Source organism: Planococcus sp. TJ-201 (assembly GCF_058268495.1).
Genome location: NZ_JBZDOG010000010.1, coordinates 31,634 through 53,104 on the forward strand (window position 1 = coordinate 31,634; position 21,471 = coordinate 53,104).

22 protein-coding genes are annotated in these 21,471 nt (G+C 43.0%); 17 read left to right on the forward strand and 5 right to left on the reverse strand.

The window, feature by feature from the left end; all coding sequences use genetic code 11:
• Nucleotides 1-22 precede the first annotated feature (22 nt).
• The 7 genes from AC4EG4_RS17575 to AC4EG4_RS17605 all read left to right on the forward strand — a co-directional run bounded on the left by AC4EG4_RS17575 (nucleotide 23) and on the right by AC4EG4_RS17605 (nucleotide 7,129).
• A complete protein-coding gene (locus AC4EG4_RS17575; RefSeq protein WP_490977216.1) occupies nucleotides 23-1,249 on the forward strand; it encodes an acyl-CoA dehydrogenase family protein in 1,227 nt (408 codons plus the stop codon).
• 212 nt (nucleotides 1,250-1,461) lie between these two features.
• Nucleotides 1,462-2,865 (forward strand): MBL fold metallo-hydrolase, encoded by a 1,404-nt coding sequence (locus AC4EG4_RS17580; RefSeq protein ID WP_490988554.1) that lies wholly within the window; start codon nucleotides 1,462-1,464, stop codon nucleotides 2,863-2,865.
• Nucleotides 2,866-2,923: 58 nt separating this feature from the next.
• Complete coding sequence (locus AC4EG4_RS17585; protein ID WP_490988555.1) at nucleotides 2,924-3,298, forward strand: rhodanese-like domain-containing protein; 375 nt, start codon at nucleotides 2,924-2,926, stop codon at nucleotides 3,296-3,298.
• Nucleotides 3,299-3,463: 165 nt separating this feature from the next.
• A complete protein-coding gene (locus tag AC4EG4_RS17590) occupies nucleotides 3,464-4,708 on the forward strand; it encodes a dicarboxylate/amino acid:cation symporter (protein ID WP_490977219.1) in 1,245 nt (414 codons plus the stop codon).
• Between the two features lie 160 nt (nucleotides 4,709-4,868).
• Nucleotides 4,869-5,138: a hypothetical protein gene (locus AC4EG4_RS17595; RefSeq protein ID WP_490988556.1), complete on the forward strand. Its 270-nt coding sequence runs from the start codon at nucleotides 4,869-4,871 to the stop codon at nucleotides 5,136-5,138.
• A gap of 245 nt (nucleotides 5,139-5,383) precedes the next feature.
• Entirely contained in the window at nucleotides 5,384-6,337 is a 954-nt protein-coding gene (locus tag AC4EG4_RS17600; RefSeq protein ID WP_490977221.1) for a dipeptidase, read from the forward strand.
• A 24-nt stretch (nucleotides 6,338-6,361) separates the two neighbouring features.
• Nucleotides 6,362-7,129 carry a class I SAM-dependent methyltransferase gene (locus AC4EG4_RS17605; protein ID WP_490988557.1) on the forward strand — a complete coding sequence of 256 codons (768 nt, stop codon included), beginning with the start codon at nucleotides 6,362-6,364 and terminating at the stop codon, nucleotides 7,127-7,129.
• Between the two features lie 55 nt (nucleotides 7,130-7,184).
• On the opposite strand, the gene AC4EG4_RS17610 is transcribed toward AC4EG4_RS17605, so the two are convergent.
• The 3 genes from AC4EG4_RS17610 to AC4EG4_RS17620 form a co-directional block, all read right to left on the reverse strand.
• Entirely contained in the window at nucleotides 7,185-8,090 is a 906-nt protein-coding gene (locus tag AC4EG4_RS17610) for a YihY/virulence factor BrkB family protein (RefSeq protein ID WP_490988558.1), read from the reverse strand.
• A gap of 137 nt (nucleotides 8,091-8,227) precedes the next feature.
• Nucleotides 8,228-9,532, reverse strand: a complete 1,305-nt coding sequence (locus AC4EG4_RS17615; RefSeq protein WP_490977224.1) for a hemolysin family protein — start codon at nucleotides 9,530-9,532, stop codon at nucleotides 8,228-8,230.
• A gap of 88 nt (nucleotides 9,533-9,620) precedes the next feature.
• Entirely contained in the window at nucleotides 9,621-10,250 is a 630-nt protein-coding gene (locus AC4EG4_RS17620) for a YfbR-like 5'-deoxynucleotidase (protein ID WP_490977225.1), read from the reverse strand.
• A gap of 128 nt (nucleotides 10,251-10,378) precedes the next feature.
• Here AC4EG4_RS17620 and AC4EG4_RS17625 point away from each other — a divergent pair, with 128 nt between their 5' ends.
• The 3 genes from AC4EG4_RS17625 (at nucleotide 10,379) to AC4EG4_RS17635 (ending at nucleotide 12,933) form a co-directional block, all read left to right on the forward strand.
• On the forward strand, nucleotides 10,379-10,855 hold the full coding sequence (locus AC4EG4_RS17625) for a metal-dependent hydrolase (RefSeq protein WP_490988559.1): 477 nt from the start codon (nucleotides 10,379-10,381) through the stop codon (nucleotides 10,853-10,855).
• Between the two features lie 63 nt (nucleotides 10,856-10,918).
• The gene (locus AC4EG4_RS17630) at nucleotides 10,919-11,107 is read left to right on the forward strand and encodes a hypothetical protein (protein WP_490977227.1); all 189 of its coding nucleotides are present in this window, start codon (nucleotides 10,919-10,921) and stop codon (nucleotides 11,105-11,107) included.
• Nucleotides 11,108-11,286: 179 nt separating this feature from the next.
• Nucleotides 11,287-12,933, forward strand: coding sequence for an SLC13 family permease (locus AC4EG4_RS17635; protein WP_490977228.1), 1,647 nt, complete (start codon nucleotides 11,287-11,289; stop codon nucleotides 12,931-12,933).
• 26 nt (nucleotides 12,934-12,959) lie between these two features.
• Here AC4EG4_RS17635 and AC4EG4_RS17640 read toward each other — a convergent pair whose 3' ends face one another.
• Together AC4EG4_RS17640 and AC4EG4_RS17645 are read right to left on the reverse strand one after the other, a co-directional pair.
• Nucleotides 12,960-14,159, reverse strand: coding sequence for an MFS transporter (locus tag AC4EG4_RS17640; RefSeq protein ID WP_490988560.1), 1,200 nt, complete (start codon nucleotides 14,157-14,159; stop codon nucleotides 12,960-12,962).
• Between the two features lie 176 nt (nucleotides 14,160-14,335).
• Nucleotides 14,336-14,767: a hypothetical protein gene (locus tag AC4EG4_RS17645; protein ID WP_191715016.1), complete on the reverse strand. Its 432-nt coding sequence runs from the start codon at nucleotides 14,765-14,767 to the stop codon at nucleotides 14,336-14,338.
• Nucleotides 14,768-15,084: 317 nt separating this feature from the next.
• Between AC4EG4_RS17645 and AC4EG4_RS17650 the strand changes: the two genes are divergently transcribed.
• The 7 genes from AC4EG4_RS17650 (at nucleotide 15,085) to AC4EG4_RS17680 (ending at nucleotide 21,469) form a co-directional block, all read left to right on the forward strand.
• Nucleotides 15,085-15,762, forward strand: coding sequence for an SOS response-associated peptidase (locus AC4EG4_RS17650; protein WP_490977237.1), 678 nt, complete (start codon nucleotides 15,085-15,087; stop codon nucleotides 15,760-15,762).
• A gap of 22 nt (nucleotides 15,763-15,784) precedes the next feature.
• Nucleotides 15,785-16,633 carry a patatin-like phospholipase family protein gene (locus AC4EG4_RS17655; protein WP_490988561.1) on the forward strand — a complete coding sequence of 283 codons (849 nt, stop codon included), beginning with the start codon at nucleotides 15,785-15,787 and terminating at the stop codon, nucleotides 16,631-16,633.
• A gap of 145 nt (nucleotides 16,634-16,778) precedes the next feature.
• Nucleotides 16,779-17,135 carry a GNAT family N-acetyltransferase gene (locus AC4EG4_RS17660; RefSeq protein WP_490977239.1) on the forward strand — a complete coding sequence of 119 codons (357 nt, stop codon included), beginning with the start codon at nucleotides 16,779-16,781 and terminating at the stop codon, nucleotides 17,133-17,135.
• Between the two features lie 52 nt (nucleotides 17,136-17,187).
• A complete protein-coding gene (locus tag AC4EG4_RS17665) occupies nucleotides 17,188-17,637 on the forward strand; it encodes an Lrp/AsnC family transcriptional regulator (protein ID WP_490977240.1) in 450 nt (149 codons plus the stop codon).
• Nucleotides 17,638-18,042: 405 nt separating this feature from the next.
• Nucleotides 18,043-18,984 carry a nickel ABC transporter permease gene (nikB, locus tag AC4EG4_RS17670; RefSeq protein ID WP_490977241.1) on the forward strand — a complete coding sequence of 314 codons (942 nt, stop codon included), beginning with the start codon at nucleotides 18,043-18,045 and terminating at the stop codon, nucleotides 18,982-18,984.
• A gap of 15 nt (nucleotides 18,985-18,999) precedes the next feature.
• Nucleotides 19,000-19,887 (forward strand): ABC transporter permease, encoded by an 888-nt coding sequence (locus tag AC4EG4_RS17675; protein ID WP_490977242.1) that lies wholly within the window; start codon nucleotides 19,000-19,002, stop codon nucleotides 19,885-19,887.
• A 22-nt stretch (nucleotides 19,888-19,909) separates the two neighbouring features.
• The gene (locus AC4EG4_RS17680) at nucleotides 19,910-21,469 is read left to right on the forward strand and encodes an ABC transporter substrate-binding protein (protein WP_490988562.1); all 1,560 of its coding nucleotides are present in this window, start codon (nucleotides 19,910-19,912) and stop codon (nucleotides 21,467-21,469) included.
• Nucleotides 21,470-21,471: the final 2 nt, after the last annotated feature.

Consider the following 21,471-nt stretch of genomic DNA (forward strand, 5'->3'; position numbering starts at 1 on the left):
TTGGGAAATTGGAGGAAAGCAAATGTTGAAAGAATTATCACCAAAGGCCGAAGAGTTGCGAAAGAAATTAATCAAATTTATGAACGACTATGTTTATCCGAATGAATCAACTGTCGAAAAATACTTGCAGGAAGCAGAGGACCGGTGGACGATTCCGCCGATTATCGAAGAGCTAAAGGAAAAAGCGAAAGAGCAAGGCTTATGGAATTTGTTTCTGGATCATCCGGAATATGGAGCAGGATTGTCAAACTATGACTACTCCCATTTATGCGAGATCATGGGCCGTTCTTTGATTGCGCCAGAACTGTTCAACTGCAATGCGCCAGATACGGGCAACATGGAGGTTTTTGTAAAATACGGAACTGAAGAGCAGAAAAAACAATGGCTGGAACCTTTGCTGCGTGGGGAAATCCGGTCCTGCTTCTCAATGACAGAGCCTGCAGTCGCTTCTTCTGATGCTACTAATATCCAAAGCAGCATTGTCCGTGACGGCGACGACTATGTCATCAACGCGAAAAAATGGTGGACAACCGGAGCAATGGATCCCCGTTGCAAAATTGCGATTGTGATGGGAAAAACAGATCCAAATGCAGCAAAGCATCAACAACAGTCGATGATCTTGGTTCCATTTGATACGCCTGGAGTAGAAATTATCCGTCCGTTGACGGTCTTTGGCTATGACGATGCACCACAAGGACATGCCGAAGTCCATTACACCAATGTGCGGGTGCCAGCTTCCAATATGCTGTTGGGCGAAGGGCGTGGATTCGAAATTGCACAGGGTCGTTTAGGACCCGGAAGGATTCATCATTGCATGCGCGCCATTGGAGCTGCTGAACGAGCACTGGAGCTGTTGTGTGAACGCGCTGATAGCAGGGTAGCGTTCGGATCCACCTTAGCAGAAAAAGATGTTATTAGAGAGATTATCGCTGAAAGCCGGATTGAAATTGAACAGGCGCGTCTGTTGACTTTGCATGCTGCTCATAAAATTGATAGGGAAGGCGCCAAAGCAGCACGCAAAGAAATTGCGATGATCAAGATTGCAGTACCCCGGGTTACACTGAATGTCATCGATCGCGCCATGCAAGTTTTCGGGGGTGCCGGTTTAACGGAGGACTTCCCATTGGCAGCTCACTATGCTTATGCTCGAACGCTTCGGTTGGTTGATGGTCCGGACCAGGTTCATCTGCGTGATGTTGGGCGTCTGGAACTGAATGATCAGTTGAAAGAAAGTTCCAAAGTGACATAAAGAACAACACTGGTTAAAAATTATAAGCTCCCTATTTATCGATAAACAAAGTAATAAAGAAAATATCCAAGACTGTGTCTAAACGTCATGCAAATGGCTTTTGAGATGCAGTCTTTATTTGTGTAGCATGAATCTCTCTAAGCATAATAGTTTACTCAATATACCCCTAGTGGTATATTGAGGTTAATAAGAAACTGAAAGGGATTGATGAGATGTTATTGCGATATTTCTACGACGAAAATTTAGCGCACGCTTCATATGTAGTAGGCTGCCAAGCAACGGGGGAAGCGGTAGTAATAGATCCAATGCGTAATATTGTGGCTTATGAAGAGCTTGCTGCCAAAGAGAACCTAAATATTGTAGGCGCTCTTGAAACGCATATTCACGCTGACTTTGTTTCGGGATCGCGCGAATTAGCAAATCGTTTCGGAGCTACCTTGTATTTGTCCGATGAAGGCGACGCAGAGTGGAAATATCAGAACATCAATCACCTAAAACATCAATTATTGAAGGATGGAGACCAGTTCAAGATCGGAAATCTTGTGTTTGATGTGATGCATACGCCAGGCCATACACCTGAAAGCATTTCGTTCTTATTGACGGATCGCGGCGGTTCGGCAGATAAGGCAATGGGTATTTTCACAGGAGATTTCGTATTTGTAGGAGATGTGGGAAGACCTGATTTGCTTGAAAAAGCAGCAGGCATGAAAGGAACTTCCGAAGCAGGAGCAAAAGAGTTATTCAAATCACTCGAACGCTTTAAAAAATTGCCTGATTATCTTCAGGTGTGGCCAGCACACGGAGCAGGAAGTGCCTGCGGCAAAGCACTCGGCGCCGTCCCTTCTACTACTGTCGGGTATGAGAAGTTGTTCAATTGGGCTTTGCAATACGATGATGCCGAGGCCTTCCAGAAAGAATTATTAGATGGACAGCCTGAACCGCCCTATTATTTTGCGGTTATGAAATCGGTCAATAAAACAGGTGTGGAACTATTGAAGGATCTTCCTGAGCCCAAATTAGTCGAGTCAGTAAAAGAACTGGAGGCATTAATTGCAGATGGTCAGCAAGTTCTGGATTTGCGTCCTGCATCTTCATTTAGCAATGGCTACATTTCAAGAACCATCAATATTCCATTTAATAAATCGTTTGCCAATTGGGCAGGATGGATTGTGGATTACAAAAAACCGCTGTACCTCTTGCTGGAGCCCCAATTTCTGAATGAGGTGCTAGAGGTCTTGCATTCAATTGGGATCGATGATATAGCCGGCTATGTGGATGCCGAAAAGGCGATCAATGAAGCAGCGCAACTGGATTCATACAAAAACGTCTCTCCGGAACAGGCAAAGCAGATGATCGAGGATGGAGAAGGCTACGTACTCGATGTTCGCAGCCAAACCGAGTATGATGAAGGACATATCAAAGACTCTGATCATATTATGATAGGCACCTTAAAAAATCGGTTAGATGAAGTCGAATCGGACAAAACCGTAATCGTCCAATGTCAGGCGGGCGCACGTTCAGCGATTGCAGCGAGCATTCTCAAAGCAAATGGCTTCGACAACCTAGTGAATCTCACGGGCGGCTATTCAAAGTGGAAAGAAGAAATACTGGTTTAGTGAATAGGAAAGATAGTTAAAATTTAGATTTAACTGATATAAAAGAAGGAGAAATAAAATGATTACATGTGTCTTAGTGATTGGAGTACCGCTTTCTTTAACCGTTTACGGAGCATATAAACGGTATATTCCAGTTGCCGGATTAAAACAGGAGCAGCTCGATCACCTGGATGACAAATCCTTTGCTTTGCTGGATGTCCGAGCTTATAATGTGTCCGATAAAAAAACAGTTCCAGAAGCTTTTAAGCTTCCGATTTCATATTTTACGAGAGGGTATCAGGAAATACCAAAGAAACCGCTGCACCTAATCGCCGAAACCGAGCTGGAAAAAAACTTGGCAGCTCGCCTGCTTCGTCAAAAAGGATTTCATGTGGCAAGTTATAGTTTAATAGGACAAAAAAGACTGGGCAATTTGGATAAGGCTTGTTGTTAAGCTGAAACCTATGTAAATGGATATTCATTTACATAGGTTTTTCTATTGCGAAAAAATATTTTATTTAGAATACCCAGTAGATTTGGTGAATTAATTAAAGCTTGTACCAAACAGATACTTTCCTATAAAATAGTTTTTATGTCTAGAAACGAAAGAGGGAACTGAATGAAAAAGCCTGGATTAACTGTAAAAGTACTAACTGGACTGGTCTTGGGAGCAATTGTTGGTTTACTGATCAATCTATTCGCACCCAATTCATTTGAAACGTTGAATACATACTTATTTGTGCCGCTTGGCCAAATATTTTTAAGTTTAATTAATATGCTCGTTGTTCCGCTCGTATTGTTTTCTATTATTTTGGGAACTGCGGGACTGGGCGACCCAGCCAAGTTGGGGCGGATCGGCGTTAAAACGGTCAGTTATTTTCTAGTGACTACCACCATTGCGATTCTAATTGGATTGTCTTTGGCAGCAGTTATTCAACCGGGTCTTGCAGGTGACTTCGACCTGGCAGCAGCAGAGTTTGAAACAGAAGAAGCACCATCTGTTGGCGAAACTTTGTTGAATATGATACCAACGAACCCCATTGCCTCTTTGGGTGAAGGCAACATGCTGCAAATTATTGTGTTTGCTGTCTTTATCGGCTTGGCATTAACAGCGCTTGGCGAAAAAACCAAAGGCTTGGTTCATTTGTTTGAACAAGGCAATGACGTCATGATGTACTTAGTAGGCATTGTCATGAAGTTTGCTCCATACGGCACGTTTGGTTTGATTGCTACAGCTGTGGGTTCTCAAGGGTTCTCAGCCATGAAAGCAATGGGCTCTTACATGCTAGTTATTGTGGCGGCCCTTTTAATTCATGCGATTTTCACGTATGGAGGAACCGTAAAGTTTTTAGCGAAGAAAAGCCCAATCTGGTTTTTCAAAAACTTTGCACCTGCAATGAGTGTTGGTTTTAGTACATCGAGCAGCACGGCGACTTTGCCGATTTCGATGGAAGTGGCGCAAGACAAGCTGGGTGTGCCAAAGTCTGTCAGTTCGTTCGTGCAGCCTTTGGGGGCTACAATCAATATGGACGGAACAGCTATTATGCAAGGGGTAGCGACAATGTTCATTGCACAGGCTTATGGCATTGAATTGTCTGCGGTAGATCTGGCGACAGTCGTCTTGACGGCCGTACTCGCAAGTATCGGTACAGCTGGTGTTCCGGGTGTTGGACTCATCATGCTGGCCATGGTATTGAGCAGTGTTGGACTTCCTCCTGAAGGAATCGGCCTTGTCATCGGGATTGACCGTTTGTTGGATATGACACGAACAGCTGTTAATATTTCAGGCGATGCTGCATGTGCAGTTTATGTTGCAGAGACAGAAAAAGACAGAGACGAACGATTGGAAAATATGAATGCATAAATAAGAAAAGTTCCCACAATTTTGTGGGAACTTTTCTTGAAGGAATAGAAATATTTGTCTTCAACTATTATTAAATATAACTCTCGTCATTCTCTGTGCAATGTCGATTGTTTCTTTCTCTGTTATACTTTTATGAAAAGCAGGAACAGGGGGCCAACGTATGAGGGATGTATGGACAGTAAAGTATGGTGAACATGTGATTCGCGTCGTTACTACATGGACCAATCAACAACTATTTGTGGATGGGGTATTACAGGATGAACAAGTAGGACTGCATTTGTCTGCCCGTTTGTTTGGGAAAATAAAAAATGGAAACAACGAATTTGAAAAAATTAAGGTATCAATCGGATTGGGTTTTTGCATGATGGAATGCCGTATTTTTGTAGGAGACAGCTTAATTTATACGACAAAACTGCAAACAGGCGGATGAGCTCAAGGTAGTGGCATCAGATCCAAGCAATTGAATATTTATTAGATTTAGTAGAAACGGGAAGCTCACAAGCTTTCCGTTTTTTTCTTTGCAATCTACCACTAGCACTAACGGGTGCTGGTATTCCGTCAGAAAGTTCTGTATGTTTGGTATAGACAAATTTTACAAACGGGATGATTCCTAAAATCTTTAGTATCCGTAGAGGAGAAGTTCGATCTAAATGTACTGAAAAAGGAGAGAAACAAATGAAGATTTTTGACACACATTGCGATGCACTGCTGAAGCTGCAGGTGGCGAAACGCAATGCGTTATTCAAAGGAGAATTGCTGGACTATCAAAATTCACGTGAATTAGATACCAATTTTGAACGTCTGCAGGTTGGGGGTGTGAAAGTTCAATTCTTCGCAGTCTTTGTCCACCCGGAATTGCCATCTGATGAAAAATGGCAGCATGCACTAGAACAAATAGACTTGTTTTACAGTGAGATTCTGGGTAAAAATCCATTAATGATACATATTAAAAACTGGCAGGACATTGACCGATTAAAAGTACATGAAATTGGCGCTGTGTTGACCCTGGAAGGAGCAGATGCGTTCGGCAATGACTTAATGAAACTGCATCAGTTGTATCGGTTAGGCGTGTTATCGATTGGTTTGACCTGGAACAATGCCAATCTTTGCGCAGATGGTGTCGGCGATCCGAGGGGCGCCGGTTTGACGGTATTCGGAAAAGAAGTGGTCCGCTTAAACAATGAACATCACGTATTTACTGATGTATCGCATTTGTCGGTAAAAGGATTTTGGGAAGTTATAGAACTGGCCGACTACCCGATTGCGAGCCACTCCAATGCGCGTGCGCTTTGCGATCATCCACGTAATCTCAACGATCAGCAAATTCAGGCGATGTTCGCCAATAAGGGCATGATCGATGTGGTGTTCTATACGCAATTTATCAATAAAGATAGCGAGCAGGCGACCATCGCAGATTTGATTCGTCATATCGATCATCTTTGTTCGCTCGGCGGAATCGGTCAAGTCGGCATCGGATCCGATTTTGACGGGATATCTTCTTATATTACAGGACTCAGCAACGCCTCAGAATTTCCAAACTTGATCAATGAGCTGCAGAAGCATTATACAGAAGCGGAAGTAGAAGGGTTTGCGTACCGCAATTTCCTGAAGCATCGCCCAGGAATGTAAGTCAGAAAGAAAAGGATGGATAAGATGACAAAACAAAAAGTAAAAGAAGTCTTCGGTAAAAATGCCGATAAGTACGTTACTAGCGACAGTCATGCCAAAGGAGATGATTTGTCCAAGCTCGTCGAATGGCTCGAGCCGGAGAAGGTGTGGACGGTCCTTGATATCGCAACCGGTGGGGGACATGTAACAAAAACAATGGCTCCTCATGTGGGAACAGTGTTTTCTACAGATTTGACGGAAGAGATGCTGGAAAATACCGCGCAGCATTTGCGGTGCAGCTTCGACAACATCCACTACGTGTTGGCCGACGCTGAAGCATTGCCTTTTTTAAAAGACACCTTTGATGCAGCCATTTGTCGAATTGCACCTCACCATTTCCCCAACCCGGAAAGATTTATCGCCGAAATGTCGCGTGTCTTAAAGAAAGGCGGCCGTTTCATCCTGATCGACAATGTCGCTCCCGCTGATTCAGAGCTGGCTGAATTTATGAACAAGACCGAAAAGCTGAGGGATGACAGCCATTCGCGGTGCCTTACTAAAGAGGAGTGGACTTTGCTGCTGCAGGAAAATGGAATGGTGGAACGAAAGTCTGCCGACCGCCGGAAAACATTCGATTATCCATCGTGGGTAGAACGCACGACTGAAAATGACGATCAGGTAGAGCGAGTTTCTCTGCATTTGCTCAACGCAGAGGAGAAGGCTACTGATTATTTTGCGATAAAAGTCCAGGAAGGCAAGGTTAAAACCTTCACCATTGATGAATGGATGGCGCTATATGAAAAAATGGATTGACTAATAGATAAATTTAAAACAAGCCCCTCACCAAATTGGTGAGGGGCTTGTTGGTTTAATAATTGTTCATAGATGACTCAGTGTTTTTCGCTTCTTTTTGGTTTGCTTCGCTTTGTGCAACAGGATCAGACGAAGCTCCTGCTTTCGCATTTCTTCTTCTGTGGAGAATGGCATTAATTTCAGCCCCAATTACCAAGATCAGGCCGGTCAGGAAGAACCATAACATCAGAACAATAAGTCCTCCAAGGCTGCCATACGTAGCAGAGTAGCTGCCGAAGTTGGATACGTAGAATGAAAAACCGAGTGAAACGACTTGCCACAATACTGTTGCGATTACTGCTCCAACAATAACTTCTTTAAATGGGAAGTGTTTGTCAGGAGCAAATTTGTACATGAATGCCAAAACAATACTCATAACTGAGATGGAAATCACCCAACGCAAAACTTGGAAAATGATTTCAGTCTGCTCAGGAAGGCTTAGGGTCGTTTTGATCAAATCGATAATTGCACCACCGAATATCGGCAAGATCAGCGCAACAATGACAGCAACTAACATACCAAGCGTTAAAATAATGGCTGTTGCTTTCAGTTTGATGAACGAACGAGTTTCTTCAATGCCGTAAGCCTGGTTGGTGGCATTGATAAAAGCAGTTAACGCGTTAGAAGCGGACCAAAGTGTACCCAAAATACCAAATGTCAACAGACCGCCTGATGGAGTCGTAACAACGCTGACGATTGTGTCCTCAAAAGTTGAAGCTACTTCTCCCGGGAGAATGGTGCCGATAAAATCTACGGCTCTCTGCGGGTCGATCTGAAGGTAAGGCAGGATAGCCAGCAGCAAGATCAATAAAGGAACGATAGCTAGAAGATAGTAATAAGCTTGTGCTGCTGCAAGGGTTGTTGCATTATCTTTCTTGAATTCACCGCCAAGTTCTTTGGCGAAGTCTACAGATTTACTCATGTGACAACCTCCTTTTTTTCTATATTGGTCACTCTTTATATGCCCCGTTGTGCCGCCTGCTAATCCTAAAATGATAAACAAACGCCTATTATATTTGCATATAAAAAAGAGTGGCCATCCACAGGCCACTCTTTTCACTATGATTTTGGCAGCAAATCGCAGGCCACTTTTAAAATATGATGATTCTCCATTTCAACGATGGACCATTGGCAATCTTCTTTGATAAAGCGATCACCGGTCTCGGCTTCAATTAGCTGATGCTGAATCCAACCGGCAATTGTATCAATATCTTCACTGTCTTCAAATTTAAAGCCAAAGCGTTCCTCCAGATCTTTTAAACGGACACGCCCACTTAAAAGGTAACGCGCATCGCTTTCTTTCACTATTTCTTCGTCTTCGTCTTCATCAAATTCATCACGGATTTCTCCGACAATTTCTTCCAATATATCTTCCATCGTAATCAATCCCGAAGTGCCGCCGTATTCATCAATGACCAAGGCGATGTGTGTACGCTCTTTTTGCATTTTCACCAAAGCACTTTGAAGCGGTGTTGTTTCGTGGAAATAAGGGAGATCATGGATAAGTTCCGACATTTCAAACTGTCCGTTAACGGCATAATGTGTCAATACTTCTTTGGCGTTGATAAAGCCAATCAAATCGTCCTTATCGCCGTCCCTCGCAATGGGGTAGCGTGTAAAGCGATGTTCACGGATTTCAGTCAAAAGTTCATCATTCGTCAAATCGTCTGAGAAGGCAACCATTTGAGTGCGTGGAATCATGACGTCTTTGGCACTGCGTTCGTCAAAAGCAAAAATATTCTGCATGTAAGACAACTCAGTTTGGTTGATTTCTCCACTTTGAAAGCTTTGGGCCATGATGATTTTCAAATCTTCCTCAGAATGGGCTTGTGATTCTTTGGCTGGTTCTACACCAAAAATTCGCAGAAGGACACGAGCTGCACCATTTAGAATAAAAATGAATGGATACACGAGCTTTCCAAATCCATACAGAAAAGGTGACAGCAACAGCGTCATGTGTTCAGAGAACTGAAGAGCTAATGATTTCGGTGCCATTTCTCCAAAAACGACATGGAGAAAAGTTACCAGTGAAAAAGCCAGCGCAAATGAAATGACAGTAGACGCTGCAGAAGGAACATCGAGCATTTCGAACAAAGGACGTAAAAGCCTTTCGACGGTTGGCTCGCCCAACCAACCCAATCCAAGGGCACTGATGGTAATGCCGAGCCGACATGCGGAAAGGTAATAGTCAAGATCACTGGTGATCTTTTTGACCAATACAGCTTTTTTATTTCCTTCATCAATCAACTGGTCGATGCGCGACATCCGGACTTTAACGACAGCGAATTCCGAGCCGACGAAAACAGCCGTTAACGCGATTAATAAGAAGAGCAGTGCTAAATTCAATATCAGTATGGGGTCCAATAAATTCCCTTAATTAAGGGATTCACCTCCGAAAGTATTTCTTGGTGTTAAATTTACCATAATTTGACCGTGAAATATAGAGCGGAGACTAGTGCTCAGCAATGATTTGGCGTGTGATTTCTTTAACATCAATAGCCGTATCTTCATTAATTACATCATCGAGCATGACATTTTTAAAGTACCCAACGCTAGCAGGCAATGGAAGATCCAGCAGTTTCGTTAATGCAACTCGGTACATGACCACAAATTCCTTGTCGGTATTGCCGCGTTTCAACTCTGCAAAGGCCTCGTAAAACTGATCCAACTTGTCCGCCATCTCAAGCAGTCTTCCTTCAATGGTTGCATCTTTTCCTTCTTTCATGCGATTAAAAAAGACTTCACGAAATTCTTCGGGTATCTCCCGAAGAATGAACTTCTCCATCATGCCTTCTTCTACTTTTGCGATCATTTCCTTTAATTCGGGTGAAGCATACTTGACGGGTGTTTTAATATCGCCAATAAACACCTCAGCAAAATCGTGGTTAATGGTTTTTTCATATAATGATTTCCAATCGATTTCACGGCCTTCACGTTCTTCGATCGTGGCAAAGAACATCGCGTACTGGCTTACTTTCCACGAATGGGCTGCAACATTATGTTCTTCGAATTTAAACATGCCCGGTGCCCGAATAATTCTTTCCAAATCATTCAATGAAGTAAAAAAACGGTGAATGCCCATAATGACGCCTCCTTGTGATTGGGTTAAACTAAACAAGTATTAATAATCAAAGATGCTATCTTCAGCATACATGATTTTTAGTATAATAAAAATGACAATGATATCGCGCGATAAAGGAGAAGGAAAGTATGACAGGCAAGACTCACATCATAGGAGGCGTAGCAGCAAGCCTTGCATTTGCACAAATCACAAATTACGAACCGGGTCTCTTGTTGGGAGCGGGCGTAGTGGGCTCACTAATTCCAGATATTTGCCACGGCAGCAGCAAAATTGGCCGTGCTTTGCCAATCATATCTAAACTTATTAATGGTCTTTTCGGTCATCGCACATTTACGCATAGTTTGCTGTTCTTAATTATTATTGCAGTTCTGCTGCATAATTTTATGCCTATCGAAGATATTTCGGCCGGATTGTTGGTAGGAATGGCCAGTCATATTGTATTGGATATGGCGACCAAAAGAGGGGTTAAACTGTTTTTTCCATTGAAATGGAATGCTCGTTTCCCATTGACAGCTACAACTGGAGGTACTTCAGAATACCTGGTTTTTGCCATTTTGTCGCTTCTTTGTGTCTATTTCGGATACGGAGTAATCTTTTCACTGTAAACGTTTTACTCTTTGACAGAAGGGAAGTGTACAAGTACACACTTAACTAGGAGGAATGATTTTATGTCTAACAATGATTTTTCTAAGGACGCAAATCCGCAAAGCAGCCACAACCGGAGACAGCGTGAAGAATTTGAGAGCATTGATCAGGAGTCAAGAGAAGACGGCAGGAAGATGGACAAAAGGGGCGCCCATAGCAATACAGGAGTCGGCGATGAAAAAAACCAAATAGGCGAATCCGAAGAAAAGTAAGATGGAAAGCCGAGTAGATAAAAAAACGATTAAAACCAGGAGCGGGAAGCTCTTGGTTTTTTATTTTAAAAAGGTAAAAAAATCCATCTTATTCTGTCTTGTTAAACATGATATTAACAGGTACACTAATAAAGATAATTATTGAAAAATTCTTTTTTTTAAGACAATGGAGGGATCAAATGATTTCAGCAACATGGAACTGGATGTGGGAAAAGCATGATCAGGCAAAAGATACATTTCGTCTGTTTACCAACCCAGGGTCCGGTATACCCGATGACCGCGATCGGGCAGAAGACGCCGGATCCTATGACGAACGCAAGAAAAACCGCAGTTATAATACCCCTCAATTAATTGGTCTGTTTCTCGGACCACTGCTCTTCATTTTAACCTTGCTATTTTTTAATCCCGATGGGCTGCCTCCTGAAGCGAAAGCGATACTGGCCAGCACAATCTGGATTGCTACTTGGTGGATTACGGAAGCGATTCCGATTCCGGCCACATCGCTCTTGCCGATTGTTCTATTTCCAATGACTGGCGGACTAGATGTAAGCGCTACAACTTCTTCGTATGGCAACGACACAATCTTCCTGTTTATGGGCGGATTTATGATTGCCTTGACTATGGAGAAATGGGATTTACATAAGCGAATTGCTCTTACAATCATCTCCTTGATTGGGACCAATACGGAACGTATTATTCTTGGCTTTATGGTTGCCACTGGATTTTTGTCCATGTGGATTTCCAACACAGCAACGGCGATGATGATGGTGCCGATCGGCTTAGCAATCATCTATCAAGTATCAGATGCATTGAAGGACGACCCTTCAATTGATACTACAAAAGAAAATTTCGGCTTTGGTAAAGCCCTTATGCTAGGGATTGCTTATTCCGCTTCACTAGGCGGAATTGCCACTCTGATCGGAACTCCACCAAATACGTTATTGGCAGGTGCGGTCAACGAAATTTATGGAATTGAAATTACGTTTGCACAATGGATGATGTTTGGTGTGCCATTAGCTTGGATTTTCATTTTAGTCGCCTGGGTTTACTTGGTGAAAATTGCTTATCCGCAAAAGTTGAAAAACTTGCCGGGCGGCAGTGAAGTAATCTATCAACAAAAAGCAGACTTGGGGAAACCCTCGTATGAAGAAAAAGCTGTCTTCGTCGTTTTTGTAGCTGTAGCACTCGCTTGGATCAGCCGTTCGTTTGTTCTGGATGCTTTTGCGCCAGACTTGGAAATGACAGATGCAATGGTTGGATTGATCGCTGCAATGATCCTATTTATCATTCCTTCAAAAAACAGAAAAGGTGATCACCTGCTTGATTGGGCGACAGCCGTGAAGTTGCCTTGGGGAATTTTGCTGCTGTTTGGCGGCGGATTGGCGATTGCAGCTGGTTTTACAAACTCCGGTCTGTCTGAATGGATCGGCAATCAATTGATCGGGCTGCAAGGTGTTAATGTCTTGATTATTGTCCTCGTAGTGGCTGCACTCGTATTGTTCTTGACTGAAATCACGTCCAATACAGCAACCGCTTCAATGATGTTCCCAATCATGGCATCTCTTGCAGTTGCTCTCAGCATTCATCCGTATGCATTGATGGTGACTGCTGCAGTAGCGGCATCGTGTGCGTTCATGCTGCCGGTCGCTACACCTCCGAATGCCGTTGTCTTTGGTTCTGGATATTTGAAGATCTCAGACATGGCAAAAGCGGGATTGGCTCTTAATTTATTCGGCATTTTCTTTGTCGGACTTGCGGTATTCTATTTCCTTCCGCTTGTTTGGGGAATTGACTTATTGTCGATACCACCTGAATTTCTTGAGTAAAATTTAATCATTAGCAAAAAGCAGGCTCACCTTCCGGTTGAGCCTGCTTTTTTTCTATATAACGTGATTGCCAGTATATAAAGAAGCGGCAAGATGGCTGTGAAAAGAACCAAGCCTGTCCAGCCGACAGAAGTCCACAGAGGACTTAACAGGGAACTGCCTGCAGCGACGCCAATGTAGTAAGCGACCAAATATAAACTGGAAGCACTGCCTTTATGATGATTGGCTTGTTGGCCAACAGAGGCGGCAGTCAAAGAATGGGAAGTGAAAAAGCCAAGACAGGTTACACAAAGGCCAATGACAATGATCCAAAGGTACGGGCTGAGTGTCATAAAAATGCCAACTGATAATAAGAATACTCCTGCCAGGCGAACATTGCGCAAACCAAATTTTTCAGCTGCACGTCCTGCCATAGGGGAACCAATGACGCCAATGCCGTAAGCAAAGAACAAATACGATATCGCCTGCAGCGACATAGAATATGGTGGAGCTTGCAAATAGAAAGGCAAGTAGGTCCAAATACCAGTAAAGGAGATCTGGAGAACGGCACCAAGCCCGAAAACGACGAGAAGGGCCGGGTTTTTCAAATGGAACAGGAATCCTTCAATGTCTTTTGCGAAACTTAATTGGGTAGAATAGAAGTTTCGGGACGGTGGCAGCAAGTAGACAACCGCTGCGAATAATAGAAGTCCTGTCACTGCAAATACATAAAAGGAGGTTTGCCAGGAAAAATGATCCGTCAAATAGCCGGTTAAGAAACGGCCGAGCATGCCTCCCAATGCATTGCTCGAAATATAGAGAGCCGTAGCATAGGCAATGTTTTTTCTGTCAATTTCTTCGCTAATATAGGCGAGCGCCGCAGCAGGAACACCTGCCAGCGCAAACCCTTGGATGAACCGGAGAAGCAACAGAACGGTGAAGGAGTCGGTCAGCGGAATGATGAAAAATGGAATCGCTGAACCGAGCAATGAATAAATGATATAGGATTTTCTGCCGTTGCGATCAGAGAAAAAACCGAGAATAATTAAGCCGACTATTAAACCAACGATGGTCAAAGACAGTGATAAGCTCGCTGTTGAAACGGAGACTTGAAATTCATCGACGAAAACAGGCAATAAGGGCTGAACGGCATACATGTTCGCAAAGATAAACAAAGAAGCAAACAGGAGGCTAAGTATAATTTTCCAAAACTCTCGATCTTTTACGGTATAGCGCTGAGGTTCCATAGTCCACATCCATTCACTAATCACTGTCATGCTATTTGTTAGTTTACCATTACCAAACAAGCAATCCATATAATTGAAAAGAAAGTATGGATAATCGGGAACTCCGGCTAGATCGAGCTCGTTTAATGGTAGGACGGAACAAAAAAACCCGCGTGCGCACAGGCAGCGGGAAAAATTTATATTTTCTTAAAGAAAGAAGCGATTTGTTTTTTTGTCGGTTCCTGCAGTCTGTAACGCAGTTCCTTGTTTTGAGTATTAACGATATGATAGGCCGGGTTTTCAGCAACTGTGAATTTCCAGTGCGGTTTTGTATTTTTCTTTTTGATTTGAAGTTCAGGAAGCATCATTTTTTTCGTGAAGCTTTCAAGTTTTGCCATTAAAAAGGTATCCATGTACCGTACGAGCAAAAAGCCTTGTTGACGTTCCGGATCGAACTTTGCCAAATTAAATTCACTGACATCAAATCCTTTTTCATATCGCTGAACAGATGGGGATAAGACAAAACAATCTTCATTCATAAAGATAGTTGAGTTTCCTTGTTGTTTCAGCCCTAATTCTTCAACCAGAAAATCCTTGTTGACGAGACTCATTTCGCGTGCAGTAGCCATGTGATTCCTCCTAATATAACTCGTTGTTCTTCTATTATAACACTATTTAGCCATTTAAGGGACCTTAACGAATTTTCCATGAATTTTGAGTCTAAGCGAGTGCAGAGGCTTAGGGCTATGGATTTAACAGAATAAAGATAGGTGCTGAAATTAATAGAATGCCTAGACTGAAGGTTAGTAAAAATGCCAATAGCTTTTATTTTAACGAACGAGAAATTGTCTGAATATTTTCGGGTACAAAGACAATAACGCGGAAATAAATAGAATTATCTGTTATATTTAGGGTGAGCGAACCATTACCTAAAGGAGTGATGAGCGTGTGTGGAAGGTATTCGTTGTTTACGGATTATGCGGTAATAATTGAACGTTTTCATATTGAAAATACAACGGTACATGAAGATGAATATTCCGCCAGCTATAATGTTGCCCCTTCACAGCAAGTGTTGGCGGTTGTAAATGATGGAGATAAAAACCGCCTTGGTAAACTTCAGTGGGGACTGATTCCTCCATGGGCAAAAGACGCCAAAATTGGGTACAAGATGATTAATGCCAGATCTGAAACAGCGGCGGAAAAACCAAGCTTCCGCAATGCCTTCAAAAAGAAACGCTGTCTGGTGGTGGCTGACTCTTTTTATGAATGGCAGCGAAAAGACGGGGCGAAAATTCCGATGCGCATCAAATTGAAAACCGGAGAACCTTTTGCTTTTGCCGCCCTTTGGGAATCATGGCACTCACCCGAAGGAGAAATTATCAATAGCTGTTCGATATTGACGACTGGCCCCAACGCTTTGATGGAATCCATCCATGACCGGATGCCCGTTATCCTGACGAAAGAAGGCGAGAAAATCTGGCTGGATCCCCAGGTAGAGGATATTGAAACATTGAAAGACCTGATGAAACCATACAAAGCAGAAGAGATGGAAGCCTATCGTGTATCCGAGGAAGTTAATTCGCCTAAGAACAATAAACCGGAGTTGATTGAGAAAGTCGGTTAAATCAGCCTTAGGGGGGATTTAGATGAAGAGTGGCTTGATATTGGAAGGCGGCGGAATGCGCGGGGTTTATACCGGTGGCGTTCTCGAAAAACTTTTGGAAGAAAAGATTTTTGTCGATTACGTAATAGGCGTTTCAGCAGGAGCTTGCCACGCCTCATCTTACATCTCCAGACAAAATGGCCGCAATCGGGAAGTGACGATTGGTTATATTAATCATCCTGAATACATCTCAGTAAAAAATTTGCTTGTGAAACGGGAACTTTTTGGTATGGACTTGATTTTTGATCGAATTCCGAACAGTTTGGTTCCTTTTGATTATGGACGCTTTCAAGACGCGACAGAAGAGTTTGTGGTGGGCGCAACAGATTGCCTAACTGGTAAAGCCGTTTATTTCCAAAAGCCAAATCGGCCGGAAGATGTCCTGGCTATTGTTAGAGCTTCGAGTTCTCTTCCCCTCATGTCACGGCCAGTGGAATTTAACGGCAAACTACTAATGGATGGCAGCATTGCCGATCCATTGCCGATTCGGAAAGCTTTGTCAGATGGCGTGACGAAACCGGTAATTATCTTGACCAGAGAAAAGGGATACCGGAAAAAGAAAAGCCGATTTGCAAAAATCATGCCAGCATTTGTCCGCCAATACCCAGCAATCGCTAAAACAATGGAAAATCGGCATATGTATTACAACGAAACCATGGAATTTATTGAGATGTTGGAAAGCGAGGGCCTTGCTTTGGTGATACGGCCAATGAATTTATATAAAATTAAGGGCATTGAGCGGGATCCAAAAAAACTCGAAAATTTGTACAATCAAGGCTACCAGGATGCAACCGCCAGATTTGACGAATTGCTCCATTTTCTACAAAAATAAAAATTGTGAACCTCAGGAATCGCATCGTGGTAAAGTTAACATGAGGTGATGAATTATAATTCTCAAACTAGATCATCAAAACGCACAAATTGCCAAAGAAATTCAACAAATCCAGCAAGAAGCTTATAGGGTTGAGGCTGAGCTGATGGGCTTTGATGGAATTCCACAGCTTCATGAAACCTTTGCAGAAATTCAAAACAGCACTGAAATATTCACTGGCTATCTTGAAAGGCAGTTGCAAGGAGTAATATCATACCGAGTTAAAGAGGGAGTTGTCGATATCCATCGACTGGTCGTAAGTCCGAACCATTTTCGTAAAGGCATCGGCAAGAGTTTGGTGGAATATTTGCTGAAGCAATATGACGGCTATGAGTTTGCCGTCAGTACCGGCACTGCAAACAAACCAGCGATTAGCCTTTATAAAGCTTTGGGGTTCCAGGAACAGGGCTCAATAGAAGTAGCTCCTGGCATCCATTGCACGCAATTTTACTTAAACAATTAGATTTTCTAAGCAAAAAAATGAAAACGTTAAAATAAAAGCATGAGGTGTATTCATGAAATTAGATCAGATCGATCGAAAAATATTAGAGTTATTAACCATAAACGGTCGGATTTCATATGTAGATATTGGCAAGGAACTGAATTTGTCTCGCGTGGCGATTCGAGAAAGAGTCCATCAGTTAACGGAAGCCGGCGTTATCGAGAGCTTTACAGTCGTGATTAATAGCGAAAAAGTTGGGAAAAAAGTATCCGGATTTTTTGAAGTGGACTGTGAACCGGCTTCTTTGGTTGAAGTGGCTCAAACTTTGGCAGACAACCCAAGTGTCGCCAGCTGTTACCAAATGACTGGTCCATCTACGCTCCATATGCATGTCTTGGTAGATGATTTTGCCGGTCTCGAAAAATTTATCAATGAAGAGCTTTATGCTCTCGATGGCATCACCAGAGTGGAAAGCCATATTCTTCTCCGGCGCTTCAAGAGCAGAACCGGCATGAAACTATAAAATCTTGCATGTTACTAACTGTAGACAAACTCGATTCATACGAGTTTGTCTACAGTTTTTTTATGTGGCACGGAACAGTTCAACCGCTCTGGCCGTTTAGTTTCTTGGTAAATGGTCATGGTAGGGGGAAATTAGCCTGCAGCTAAAAAGCTGCAGGCTTTTAATATTGGCGATTGTATTTATGTTTACTAAATCGTTCGCTTGTGAAAAGTAAAAAATATACAATAAGTTGGAAAAAATAAAGAAAAACAGACTTTATGAAAGATATTTTACAAAAAAATAAACCTTTCGAAAAAATAGTGTGGATTTATTCGCAATCATGCTCTATAATCAAAATTATCAATTTATTTACTTTTAGAAAGTGAAATTAAATAAATGCTTAACAAATGATTAGGAGGTGGAGAATTGATTGCTTTAATAATACGTCGCGCTTTGCAGTTGTTGTTCTTATTGTTTGGTATTTCATTTCTGGTGTTTTCTTCCATGTATATCGCGCCAGGAGATCCAGCAGCAGTTATTGGAGGGCCAACCGCTACAGAATCAGACATTACTGCAATTCGGGACAACCTGGGATTGAATGATCCATTCCTCACACAATACGCAAGGTATGTAGGAAATGCGGTTCAAGGAGATTTTGGCTACTCGTATCAAACCGCTCAACCGGTCGCGGACGCAATTATAGTCCGATTCCCCAACACCTTGAAATTAGCCATCGCCAGTATGATCGTGGCGGTAATCATTGGGGTCATTACAGGATTGGTTTCTGCATTGAGGCAAAACTCCTTTTTGGATCTTTCAGCAACCACGTTTGCTCTTGCTGGGATTTCGATTCCGAACTTTTGGCTGGGCGCCTTGCTGATTTTGGTGTTTGCTGTAAATCTTCAGTGGCTGCCGGTTGGGGGGATGTCGAATCCCTTCTATACAATTGATGGCATTAAAGAATTGATTCTGCCGGCGATTACTTTGGGAACAGGGTCGGCAGCAATGATTGCCCGAATGACCCGATCGTCCATGCTGGAAGTGATTCGTGCGGATTACGTGCGGACTGCACGGGCAAAAGGGGTCAGAGAAAGAAATGTGATATGGATCCATACGTTGAAAAATGCCATGATACCCATCATCACAGTTATTGGATTGAATTTCGGTTTCTTGCTGGGCGGCACGATTATTACAGAAAAAGTATTTGCCATTAATGGTGTTGGCCGGTTAATGATCGATGCGATTGCAGCCAGGGATTTTCCAATGGTTCAAGGATCCGTGCTGCTCGTAGCAACCTTGTTCGTCATCGTCAACCTCATGGTGGATATCGTTTATACGTATATTGATCCACGCATCAAATATGAATAGGGAGGAGGGGGAGCTATGACAACAGCGGACACTGTCGAATTGAAACCGAAAAAAAGAGAAAAATACTACATTACAACAATTCGGCGATTGTTAAAAAATAGGTTGGCGATTGTTGGCCTGGCGATTGTCATTCTTCAAGTGCTAATTGCCATCTTTGCTCCATTTATTACGTTTCATGATCCCATCACACAAAATTTAGCAAACAGAGAGATGCCGGTTTTCAGTGAGGGGCATTGGTTGGGGACAGATAATTATGGCCGCGATGTCTGGAGCCGTATCGTCTATGGTGCACGAATTTCTCTTGTTGTAGGGAGTGTGGCCGTCGTATTGGGACTTGTAGGCGGCATCATCCTCGGCATGTTGGCTGGTTATTACCGGAAAATGGATGCTGTCATCATGCGCTTTGTCGATTTGCTGTTTTCATTTCCTGGTATTTTGCTGGCGATGCTGATCATTGCCATTCTTGGAACAAGCCTAGTGAACGTAGCGATCGCCATCAGTATTTGGTCGATTCCAACCTGTGCTCGTATTGTCCGAGGCTCGGTATTATCTATAAAAGAAAAAGAATACATTATGGCCATGCGGTCGATGGGGGCATCCGACTTGCGGATTATGGTCCGCCATATTTTGCCGAATGCTTCTGCTCCCATTATCGTTTTTGCTACGATGCGAATGGCTACAGCTATCTTATCGACAGCTGCACTCAGCTATTTAGGGCTAGGTGCACAGCCACCAACCCCTGAATGGGGAGCCATGATTTCGCAAGGACAGGATTTCATGTGGTCTTCACCTCATTTAACCATTGTGCCGGGAATCGCGATCATGTTGACTGTTTTTGCTTTTAACGTATTAGGCGACGGCCTGCGGGATGCGCTTGATCCGAATATGGATTTACAACAATAAAACATATAGGGGGACGTTATTGATGAAGAAACAATGGCTGCTTTTATTAACATTAATCGGATTGCTGATTTTAAGTGCATGTTCAGAGAGTACAATTCCTGAAGGCGCAGAAGGCGGAGGTGATGAAGGCGAAACATCTTCAGAAGCTGCTGAGCAGGAAGTAATTTATGCTTCTACAACGGACGCAGTAGGGCTTTCGCCAACTATGACGAACGACTCGGTATCTTCGAGTGTTATGTCACAGATCTATGAAAACCTGTTTGAACGCAACCCTGAAACAATGGAACTCGAGCCGCAATTAGCCGAGTCTTATGAAAATCCAGACGAGCTGACATGGGTTATCACATTAAAAGAGGGAATCGAATTTCAGGATGGTACCCCATTTAATGCGGAAGCAGTAAAGTATACGTTTGAAAAGTTGATTGATCCTGCTACTGCTGCTCCGCGGGCTTCTTTGCTGGAGCCAATCGATACTGTAACCGCAATTGATGAAACAACAGTAGAGATAAAAACGAAATATCCATATGGACCGTTGTTGGCGGCTTTGTCACACTCAAACGCAGCTATTATTTCACCAACAGCTGATGAAGCCCAAGATTTGATGCAAGAGCCAGTAGGCACCGGGCCTTTCAAATTCGCAAGCTGGAATCAGGGAGATCAAATTGTATTGGAGAAAAATGAAGACTATTGGGATGGCGCTCCAGATTTAGACAGAGTGACATACAAAGTCGTACCTGAAGTTTCTACAGCCATTTCCATGCTGCAAACGGGCGAAGTGAACTTTATCGATGCTTTGCCGTCAGAACAATTATCACGCGTTGAATCATTGGAAAATGTTGAAGTGACGAAAAAAGAAGGAACACCGGTTTATTACTTAACGTTCAATCATTCGACAGAACGCAACCAAAATCCGGATTTCCGAAAAGCAGTGGCAAGTGCAATCGATCGTGATGCATTCGTAGAGAACTTGAACGGACTGGGTGTCAGAAGCGACAGCGTTCTTGGGCCGCAAATTTTCGGCTATGACGAATCAGCAGACGACGCGGGAACTGCCTACGACCCAGAAGCAGCCAAACAATTAGTCGAAGAAAACGGATTTGGCGACGAGCCGATTAAGTTGCTTGCTGCTAACCGCGATAATTTTGTCTTAATGGCAGAAATTGTACAGTCTCAATTGACGGAAGCTGGATTTACAGTAGAAATTGAAACAATGGAATGGGCAACGTTCTTGGACACAGCTCGTGCAGGTGAATACGACTTAACATTCTTGAGCTGGTCAAACGTAACAAGTGACGGTTCTGAAATGTTCTATCCGAACTTCCATTCAGATAACGTCGGCGCATCCAACCGTGCACAATACAGCAACCCTGAATTTGATGAACTGGTCGAAGCATCACGCACGACAGTCGATCAGGAAGAGCGTGAAAATTATTTGGCACAGGCGAACCAATTAATGTTGGACGAGGATGTAGCAATTGTTATGTACCATGGTGTCGTGACGGCTGCTACTGACGAATCAATCCAAGGCCTTCAATTGGATCCAAACGGACAATGGTTCTTACAAGACGTAACAAGAGAGTAGGG

What these genes read in the sequence shown, in the direction of transcription:
- AC4EG4_RS17575 (WP_490977216.1), top strand. Translation starts at nt 23, where the DNA reads ATGTTGAAAGAATTATCACCAAAGGCCGAAGAGTTGCGAAAGAAATTA.
- AC4EG4_RS17580 (WP_490988554.1), top strand. Translation starts at nt 1,462, where the DNA reads ATGTTATTGCGATATTTCTACGACGAAAATTTAGCGCACGCTTCATAT.
- AC4EG4_RS17585 (WP_490988555.1), top strand. Translation starts at nt 2,924, where the DNA reads ATGATTACATGTGTCTTAGTGATTGGAGTACCGCTTTCTTTAACCGTT.
- AC4EG4_RS17590 (WP_490977219.1), top strand. Translation starts at nt 3,464, where the DNA reads ATGAAAAAGCCTGGATTAACTGTAAAAGTACTAACTGGACTGGTCTTG.
- AC4EG4_RS17595 (WP_490988556.1), top strand. Translation starts at nt 4,869, where the DNA reads ATGAGGGATGTATGGACAGTAAAGTATGGTGAACATGTGATTCGCGTC.
- AC4EG4_RS17600 (WP_490977221.1), top strand. Translation starts at nt 5,384, where the DNA reads ATGAAGATTTTTGACACACATTGCGATGCACTGCTGAAGCTGCAGGTG.
- AC4EG4_RS17605 (WP_490988557.1), top strand. Translation starts at nt 6,362, where the DNA reads ATGACAAAACAAAAAGTAAAAGAAGTCTTCGGTAAAAATGCCGATAAG.
- AC4EG4_RS17610 (WP_490988558.1), bottom strand. Translation starts at nt 8,090, where the DNA reads ATGAGTAAATCTGTAGACTTCGCCAAAGAACTTGGCGGTGAATTCAAG.
- AC4EG4_RS17620 (WP_490977225.1), bottom strand. Translation starts at nt 10,250, where the DNA reads ATGGGCATTCACCGTTTTTTTACTTCATTGAATGATTTGGAAAGAATT.
- AC4EG4_RS17625 (WP_490988559.1), top strand. Translation starts at nt 10,379, where the DNA reads ATGACAGGCAAGACTCACATCATAGGAGGCGTAGCAGCAAGCCTTGCA.
- AC4EG4_RS17630 (WP_490977227.1), top strand. Translation starts at nt 10,919, where the DNA reads ATGTCTAACAATGATTTTTCTAAGGACGCAAATCCGCAAAGCAGCCAC.
- AC4EG4_RS17635 (WP_490977228.1), top strand. Translation starts at nt 11,287, where the DNA reads ATGATTTCAGCAACATGGAACTGGATGTGGGAAAAGCATGATCAGGCA.
- AC4EG4_RS17640 (WP_490988560.1), bottom strand. Translation starts at nt 14,159, where the DNA reads ATGGAACCTCAGCGCTATACCGTAAAAGATCGAGAGTTTTGGAAAATT.
- AC4EG4_RS17645 (WP_191715016.1), bottom strand. Translation starts at nt 14,767, where the DNA reads ATGGCTACTGCACGCGAAATGAGTCTCGTCAACAAGGATTTTCTGGTT.
- AC4EG4_RS17655 (WP_490988561.1), top strand. Translation starts at nt 15,785, where the DNA reads ATGAAGAGTGGCTTGATATTGGAAGGCGGCGGAATGCGCGGGGTTTAT.
- AC4EG4_RS17660 (WP_490977239.1), top strand. Translation starts at nt 16,779, where the DNA reads ATGGGCTTTGATGGAATTCCACAGCTTCATGAAACCTTTGCAGAAATT.
- AC4EG4_RS17665 (WP_490977240.1), top strand. Translation starts at nt 17,188, where the DNA reads ATGAAATTAGATCAGATCGATCGAAAAATATTAGAGTTATTAACCATA.
- AC4EG4_RS17675 (WP_490977242.1), top strand. Translation starts at nt 19,000, where the DNA reads ATGACAACAGCGGACACTGTCGAATTGAAACCGAAAAAAAGAGAAAAA.
- AC4EG4_RS17680 (WP_490988562.1), top strand. Translation starts at nt 19,910, where the DNA reads ATGAAGAAACAATGGCTGCTTTTATTAACATTAATCGGATTGCTGATT.